Genomic DNA, 7,477 nt, shown 5'->3' with positions numbered 1-7,477 from the left:
GTGACCATGTCGCCGTTGGCGATGTGGGCCACTTCGTGGGCCAGCACGGCTTCCACTTCTTCCTTGGTCATGCCTTGCAACAGGCCGGTGGAAACCGCCACCAGCGAATTGCTCTTGCTGGCACCGGTGGCAAAGGCGTTGGGCGGGCCATCATAGACCGCCACTTCCGGCATGGGCAGCTGGGCACGGGTGGCCAGGGTCTGGACGGTTTGCAGCAGCCACACTTCGGTGGAATTCTGCGGCTGCTCGATCACGCGCGCCCCCGTGGACCACTTGGCGATGGTCTTGGACATGAACAGCGAAATGAAGGAGCCGCCAAACCCCATCAGGCCGCAGAACACCAGCAGCATGCCGAAGTTGAGGCCGTTGGCAGTGAGGTAACGGTTCACGCCGAGCAGGCTGGCGGTGAAGCTCAAGACCAGCATCACGGCCAGGTTGGTGACGAGGAACAGAACGATGCGTTTCATGGTTTTTCCTGATGGACAAAAGTGTGCCGTGCGCACGCGGCGCCACGGCGGGTCAAACGATGGGTTCACTACAGAGCAGCGCGCTGGCGCACGAAGCGGCCACCGCGCCTGCGCCCTGCCCCGCGGCAGGTGCGCATGTGGCGGGGCTTATGCCAACGGAGGAGGACGCAACTGGTCGCGCAGGTAGGACGACCAGCTCAGGCTTGCCGGAAAGGCGTGGGGAAACGGAAACCAGTGCAGTCCGGGCGTGACGATGGCCGGCGGCAAGGCCGGATCTTCCAGCTCGCCCTGGGCGCTGGGCTGGTCATCGTCATCGATGCCAGCGGGTTGATCATCGCCGGACAGGCTGCCCGATGCGAGAAAGTCGCCAGGCAGATGCAGAGGCGCAGAGACAGCAGCAGAAGCCGCGCAATGATGCGCAGCCGCCGGGTCCTGCGCATGCGCATGCAGCTGCATCGGCGCGGCGACCTGCAACTGCTCGCGCAACTGTTCACGCAGCTGTACCTCTCCCGTGGCTGCCAGCAATTGCAGCGGGATCAGCAGAGTCAGCAGCAGGAGCAGCAGTCGGCGCATCAAACCCTTGGTGAATGAAAAAGTGAAGAAAACCCGTGTGTGCCGCGAAAATCGGGCATCGGCCTCTTGTCAGGCCATTGTCAGCATGAACGGATGCGCATTATACGCAAAATTGCCAGCCCGCCCTGCCCGCCTGTTCCCCCCGGAAACCAAGCCCTCCGGCAAGTTATCCACAAAAACTGTGAACAAGCCTGTTGATAAGCACACTGACCATTTCTGACATGCTTGCGCAGCAAGGGTTTCCTATAAATTGCCCTTGTTTTACACAAAAGTGAAGAAATTTCCACAAGGCATGCCCACACGCCGAATCAGTCGGTCGCCACCACCTTGTTGCGCCCGCCCAGCTTGGCGCGGTACAGCGCGGCGTCGGCTGCCGACATGAGCAGACGTCCATCCATCCCCTCCTGCACCGCACGTGTGCACACCCCCACACTGATGGTCACGCGGTGCGCCACCAGCGACTTGGCATGGGGCTCGGCGAGGGCGTACACGGTCTCGCGCAGGGCTTCGGCGACCTCGGCGGCCTGACGGTGCGACAGGCCTTCCATCAGCAGGATGAATTCTTCACCGCCATAGCGCGCCAGCAGATCACCGGGCCGCTGCAACTGCCCCTGCAGGGCCGCCGCCACGCGCTTGAGGACCTGGTCGCCTGGTCCATGCCCATAGTGGTCGTTGTACTGCTTGAAGAAATCGACGTCGACCATGAACAGCGACAGCGTCCCGCCCGTCTTTCCCACACGCTGCAAGGTCTGGGCGTAATGTTCATCGAAATGGCGGCGATTGTGAATGCCGGTGAGGCCATCGGTGCCCACCTGGCGCTTGAGCACATCGGAATGCGACTGCAGCATTTTCTCGCGGCGTACCGAGTTGCTGGCATCGCTGATCTGGATCAGGCACAGGCGTTCGCCCTCGGGGCTGTCGAGGGGCGTGAGCACCACCGACTGCACCATGCGGGCCGGTGCGGCCAGCGCGCCTGCCGCCGAGGCTGCCCCATGATCCGGATAAAGCGGCAACGGGGCCCGGTGCAGCGCGCTGGAGAGAACGGCCGGCAAGCCGTAGCCCAGGGTATTGTCGATGGCCCGCAGCAGCGCCGGCGAGACGCGCTCGTCAAACACGTGTTCGAAGCGTGCATCCAGCGCCTGGTCCGCCGGCACGCGGCTGTGGCGCGCCACCCAGGCATTCCAGAGCAGAATGTGCAGTCCGGCGTCCAGCATGATGAGCCCGCCATGCAGCTGGTCGAGCACGTCCTCGGCGCGAAAGCGGGGTACCACGGCGGTGCTCATGCCAGACCGATCTTGCCCAGGTAACGCTGCACGTGCTCCACCAGCGCATGCAGCGAGGAGGAACTGAGCAGGAAGATCAGGTGGCCATCGGTCTGATGCTTCTCGATCACCAGATCGATGTGCAGCACCAGCACATAACTCTCATCGCCCTGCGCGCTAGCCAGCCGCGCGGAGATATCGTCGGGCGACGACACCAGGTACTGCGGGAGCGAACTGTTGAGGGTGATTTCCAGCATGTCGGCCATGGCCGAGAGGCAGGCATTGAGGATGATGTTGCCCAGTTCGCACATGGCTTCGCGCTCGAACTCGGCGAGCTCGTCCAGGCTCATCTGCGAGCCCATCATGTCGCGCACGATGGACAGCGCACGATCCTCGGTGAACAGCAGCACCGCTTCCGCATCGAAGGGGCCATCGAAATTCTGGCTCACCGTGGCAAAGCGCCCGCGCGTGCGCGGCAGCACCTGTTCATCAATGGCACCGGAACGCAGCACTTCCACCGAAGGCACCGACAGCCGCACTTCGTCGCCGACGATTTCGGACAGGCTCTGCGCCGCACGTCCGGCACCCACGTTGAAGATTTCAGTGAGGGCGTCGCGTTCGATCTCGTTGAGGATGCTCACAGCGGGCCCCGGAAATGCAGCAGGGCCTGGCCGATTGATTTTTCCGTAACCGGCTTGGCGACGAACAGCGCCCCCAGTTGCTGGGCGCGGGTCTGCACCGCTTCCTGGATATTTGCCGAGAAGATGGCGATGCGTACCGAGGGATGCGCCTGCAGGATCTGCGCGGCGGCATCGGTGCCCAGCATGCCGGGCATGTTGATGTCCATCGTGCAGTAGTCCGGCACGGATTGCCCGACCAGGGCAATGGCCTCTTCGCCGGTGCCGGCTTCCATCACTTGCCAGTCCGGGTGGACGGCCAGCACGTTGGCCTTGATCACCATGCGCGAGACCTTGCTGTCGTCGACAATGAGAAGGGTCTTGCCGCTATCGTTGCTTGCCATCTTGAATCACCTTGAACATCAAAAAACTGAAGAATGCTGACGTATTGCCATGCGTTCAAAAATGATAAGTCAAAAGCAACATCCTTCGTATGAGGGAATTCCTGATAAGAAATAACCTGCATCATGGAAACGCCATAAAAAAAGAGACCCGAAGATCTCTTTCTCATTGGCCTCGGTGGCACTTCTGGCCAGCGGGAAAACGGCGTATTTCAACAGCAGCGCCCCACCCGCCCCTTGCCGCCATAGCGCGCTTCCTGCCGCTCGCGGAAGAACTCTTCATAGGTCATCACGCAGTGATCCGGGTGAGCCGCCTTCATGTGCGCCACGTAGGTGTCGTATTCGGGCATGCCCACCATCAGGTTCAGCGTGCGGCCGACCTGGCGCCGCCAGGCCATCAGTTGCGCCAGGGCGCCAGGTTTGCTCATGCTGTTCTCCTTGCTGCAAAAAGCTTCATTGCGGGGCTACGGCACTGGCGGGCAATGCTTCGTAGGCCGATTCCTTGACGCTGGGCTGGTGCGCGGCACGCGCCTTCAACACGGTACGGATGCCGAACACCAGCACGCTCACCACCACCAGCATGAACATCGCGGCCAGGCCGGCATCGACGTAGTCGTTGAAAATCACCTGGCGCATTTGCTCGATGGACTTGGCCGGGGCCAGCAGCTTGCCTTCATCCAGCGCTGCCTGGTACTTCTGCGCATGCGCCAGGAAGCCCACGCGCGGATTGGCATCGAACACCTTCTGCCAGCCGGCGGTCAGGGTACAGATCAGCAGCCAGGTGGTGGGCACCACGGTGACCCAGGCGAAGCGGTCGCGCTTCATCTTGAACAGCACGCAGGTCGCCAGGATCAGGGCGATACCGGCCAGCATCTGGTTGGAGATGCCGAACAGCGGCCACAGGGTATTGATGCCACCCAGCGGATCGACCACGCCCTGGTACAGGAAGTAGCCCCAGCCGGTCACGCACAGGCCGGTGGCGATCAGGCTGGCCGCCCAGGAGTCGGTACGCTTCATCGGCGGGATGAACGCGCCCAGCAGGTCCTGCAGCATGAAGCGGCCGGCACGGGTACCGGCATCCACGGCAGTCAGGATGAACAGCGCTTCGAACAGGATCGCGAAGTGGTACCAGAAGGCCATCATCGCCTCCCCCGTCACGCCGGAGAGAATCTGGGCCATGCCCACGGCCAGGGTAGGTGCGCCGCCGGCGCGCGAGATGATGGTGTGTTCACCCACGGCCTGGGCGGTGTGGGTCAGCATCTCGGGGGTGATGTGGAAGCCCCATTGCGAGATCACCTGGGCCACGTTCTCGGGCGTAGTGCCGATCAGCGCAGCGGGGCTGTTCATGGCGAAGTAGATGCCCGGCTCGATGCAGGAAGCCGCAATCAGCGCCATGATCGCCACGAAGGATTCCATCAGCATGGCGCCGTAGCCGATGAAGCGGGCGTGCTTTTCGTTTTCCAGCAGCTTGGGCGTGGTGCCCGAAGAAATGAGCGCATGGAAGCCCGAGACCGCACCGCAGGCGATGGTGATGAACAGGAACGGGAACAGCGAACCCGACCACACCGGACCACTTCCGTCGATGAAGCGGGTCACCGCATGCATCTTCAGGTGCGGGGCAATGAAGATGATGCCCAGCGCCAGCGCCACGATGGTGCCGATCTTCAGGAAGGTGGACAGGTAATCGCGCGGCGCCAGCAGCAGCCACACGGGCAGCACCGAGGCGACGAAACCATAACCGATCAGCATCCAGGTCAGCTGCTTGCCGTTGAAGGTGAACATCTGTCCCAGCACGGCATGTTCCTGCACATACTGGCCGCCGACGATGGCCAGCATCAGCAGCACAAAACCGATCCACGAGACTTCACCGATGCGGCCCGGGCGGATGTAGCGCGAATACACGCCCATGAAGAGCGCAATGGGAATGGTCGCGGCCACGGTGAAGGTGCCCCAAGGCGACTCGGCCAGGGCCTTGACCACGATCAGCGCCAGCACCGCCAGGATGATGACCATGATCATGAAGGCGCCGAAGAGCGCAATCACGCCCGGCACCTGGCCCAGCTCGGACTTGATCAGGTCGCCCAGCGAGCGGCCGTCGCGGCGGGTGGAGATGAACAGCACCATGAAGTCCTGCACGGCACCGGCAAAGACCACGCCAGCCAGGATCCACAGCATGCCCGGCAGATAACCCATCTGCGCGGCCAGCACCGGGCCCACCAGCGGACCGGCGCCGGCGATGGCGGCGAAGTGGTGGCCGAACAGCACGTACTTGTTGGTCGGGACGTAGTCCAGGCCATCGTTGAACTTGTAGGCCGGCGTCATGCGTGCGCCATCCAGGCCCAGCACGCGCTCGGCGATGAATTTGCTGTAGAAGCGATAGGCGATCAGGTAGACGCACACCGAGGCCACGACCAGCCAGACGGCATTGATCGATTCGCCGCGCTGCAATGCGACGTAAGCGCAGGCCCCGGCGCCGCCCAGGGCGACAGCCAGCCAGCCCAGTCTGGAAACCAAGCGGTTCATTGTTCTCCTCCTTGCGGATATGAATTGTTGTGGGAAATCTTGTTGTCGTCAGTGCGTCCCCGTCCGGGTCCACGTGAATGAAACCGATTGAACGGACGCACTGCGCAGGATGCCCGCCAGTATCGGCATGCCCCTCCTGCCCCACAAGCGCAGCACTACGCAGAGCCGCTACGTAGAATTACGCAGGGTGAAGGGATTTTCTTTCGGGGTGATAAGCGGCGGGAAAACGATATGAAGATTTACGCGGGCACCCAGACGCTTTGGGTAGAATCGCGGGCATGAAACTGCGTCAGAAAATCATCTTCCTCGCCATCGTCCCGCTGTGCCTGGCCTTTGCCGCCATCGCGCTGGTGGTGCGTTACCAGGCGGTGGAACTGGCGCGTCAGCAACGTTCCACCATCGAGGCCGCCTACCTGGCCAGCAAGAATACCGAGCTGCGCCACTATGTGGATCTGGCCCAGCATGCGCTGGCCCATCTCTACGACACCGGACGCACCGATGACGCCATCAAGGAAGAAGCCCGGCGCATCCTCTCCGACCTGGCCTTCGGTGACGATGGCTATTTCTTCGTCTACGACGACCAGGGCCGCAGCATCATGCATCCGCGCCAGCCGGAACTGGTCGGACGCGAGATGTGGGATTGGCGCGATGACTCCGGCAGCCCGACCATCCAGCATCTGATCGAACGCGCACATCAGGGCGGCGGTTTCGAACGCTACCTGTGGCGCAAGCCCTCCAGCAAGACGGTGGCGCCCAAATTGGGCTACGTGATCGCTTTGCCGCGATGGGGCTGGGTGATCGGCACCGGCATCTATCTGGATGATGTGGAAGCGGCACTGGCCCAGGTCGATCACCAGAATTCCGGCTACCTGCATCAGACCATGCTGTTGATTGCGATCATCGCGTTGTCCAGCGCGCTGGCGGTGGGACTGGCCGGCCTGCTGCTGAACCTGAGCGAGCATCGCGTGGCCGATGCCAAGCTGCGCCAGCTGGCCCAGCGCGTGGTGCGGTCGCAGGAAGAAGAACGCGCGCGCCTCTCGCGCGACCTGCACGACGGCATCAGCCAGTGGCTGGTCTCCATCAAACTGCAGATCGAAGCCGCGCTGGAACGCCTGCGCGGCACGCCCGAACAGGCGGCGGCAGCCCGCGCCGGCTTTGAAAAGACCGCCACCCAGATCAACGGCGTGCTGGCCGAAGTGCGCCGCATCTCGCATGATTTGCGGCCGGCCATCCTCGATGATCTCGGACTGGCGGCGGCACTGGAACACCTGTGCGGCGAGTGGCGCGAAAGCAGCCCGCAGACCCAGATCGTCTTCGAGCACGAGCGTCAGCGCGAGGATGGTGCGGCGCTCTCGGACGTGGTCAACACCGTGCTGTTTCGGGTGGCGCAGGAGGCGCTGACCAACATCGCGCGTCACGCCAACGCCAGCCAGATCCGCATGCGTCTCTATGACGGTCACAACCTGCTGATGCTGCAGGTGCAGGACAACGGCAGCGGCTTCGATCCCGGCCAAGTCGACGATCATTCGCGCCATGGTATCGGCCTGCGCAACATGCGCGAGCGCATGGAAGCCGTGGGTGGCGAACTGGCCATCGATTCGTCGGCCGCGGGCACCAGCATCAGCGCCATCATT

Annotated in this window: 8 protein-coding genes; 1 reads left to right on the top strand and 7 read right to left on the bottom strand. The window is 62.9% G+C overall.

The genetic code is table 11. The annotated features are described in order from the left end of the window. The 7 genes from B3873_RS05980 to B3873_RS05950 form a co-directional block, all read right to left on the bottom strand. Nucleotides 1-467 (bottom strand): M48 family metalloprotease (locus tag B3873_RS05980; RefSeq protein WP_286864618.1); only part of this gene is annotated, 467 nt, incomplete at its 3' end. A gap of 147 nt (nucleotides 468-614) precedes the next feature. Beyond that, nucleotides 615-1,040, bottom strand: a complete 426-nt coding sequence (locus B3873_RS05975; RefSeq protein WP_276839067.1) for a hypothetical protein — start codon at nucleotides 1,038-1,040, stop codon at nucleotides 615-617. Nucleotides 1,041-1,348: 308 nt separating this feature from the next. Beyond that, nucleotides 1,349-2,323 (bottom strand): sensor domain-containing diguanylate cyclase, encoded by a 975-nt coding sequence (locus B3873_RS05970; RefSeq protein ID WP_286864617.1) that lies wholly within the window; start codon nucleotides 2,321-2,323, stop codon nucleotides 1,349-1,351. After that, a complete protein-coding gene (locus tag B3873_RS05965; protein WP_039786354.1) occupies nucleotides 2,320-2,943 on the bottom strand; it encodes a chemotaxis protein CheC in 624 nt (207 codons plus the stop codon). Before B3873_RS05965 ends, B3873_RS05970 begins: the two co-directional genes overlap by 4 nt. Next, complete coding sequence (locus B3873_RS05960) at nucleotides 2,940-3,323, bottom strand: response regulator (protein WP_034334120.1); 384 nt, start codon at nucleotides 3,321-3,323, stop codon at nucleotides 2,940-2,942. Before B3873_RS05960 ends, B3873_RS05965 begins: the two co-directional genes overlap by 4 nt. Before the next feature lie 209 nt (nucleotides 3,324-3,532). Then, the gene (locus B3873_RS05955; RefSeq protein WP_034334124.1) at nucleotides 3,533-3,718 is read right to left on the bottom strand and encodes a YbdD/YjiX family protein; all 186 of its coding nucleotides are present in this window, start codon (nucleotides 3,716-3,718) and stop codon (nucleotides 3,533-3,535) included. A gap of 55 nt (nucleotides 3,719-3,773) precedes the next feature. Next, the gene (locus B3873_RS05950) at nucleotides 3,774-5,843 is read right to left on the bottom strand and encodes a carbon starvation CstA family protein (RefSeq protein ID WP_039786358.1); all 2,070 of its coding nucleotides are present in this window, start codon (nucleotides 5,841-5,843) and stop codon (nucleotides 3,774-3,776) included. Between the two features lie 278 nt (nucleotides 5,844-6,121). On the opposite strand from B3873_RS05950, the gene B3873_RS05945 reads away from it, so the two are divergent. Continuing rightward, nucleotides 6,122-7,477: cache domain-containing protein (locus B3873_RS05945; protein WP_286864613.1), on the top strand; the 1,356-nt coding region annotated here is incomplete at its 3' end.

The sequence above is a fragment of the Herbaspirillum sp. UBA812 genome, assembly GCF_002296545.1.
GTDB classification, from domain to species: domain Bacteria; phylum Pseudomonadota; class Gammaproteobacteria; order Burkholderiales; family Burkholderiaceae_D; genus Herbaspirillum; species Herbaspirillum huttiense.
This window is presented reverse-complemented; position numbering and strand designations above follow the sequence as displayed.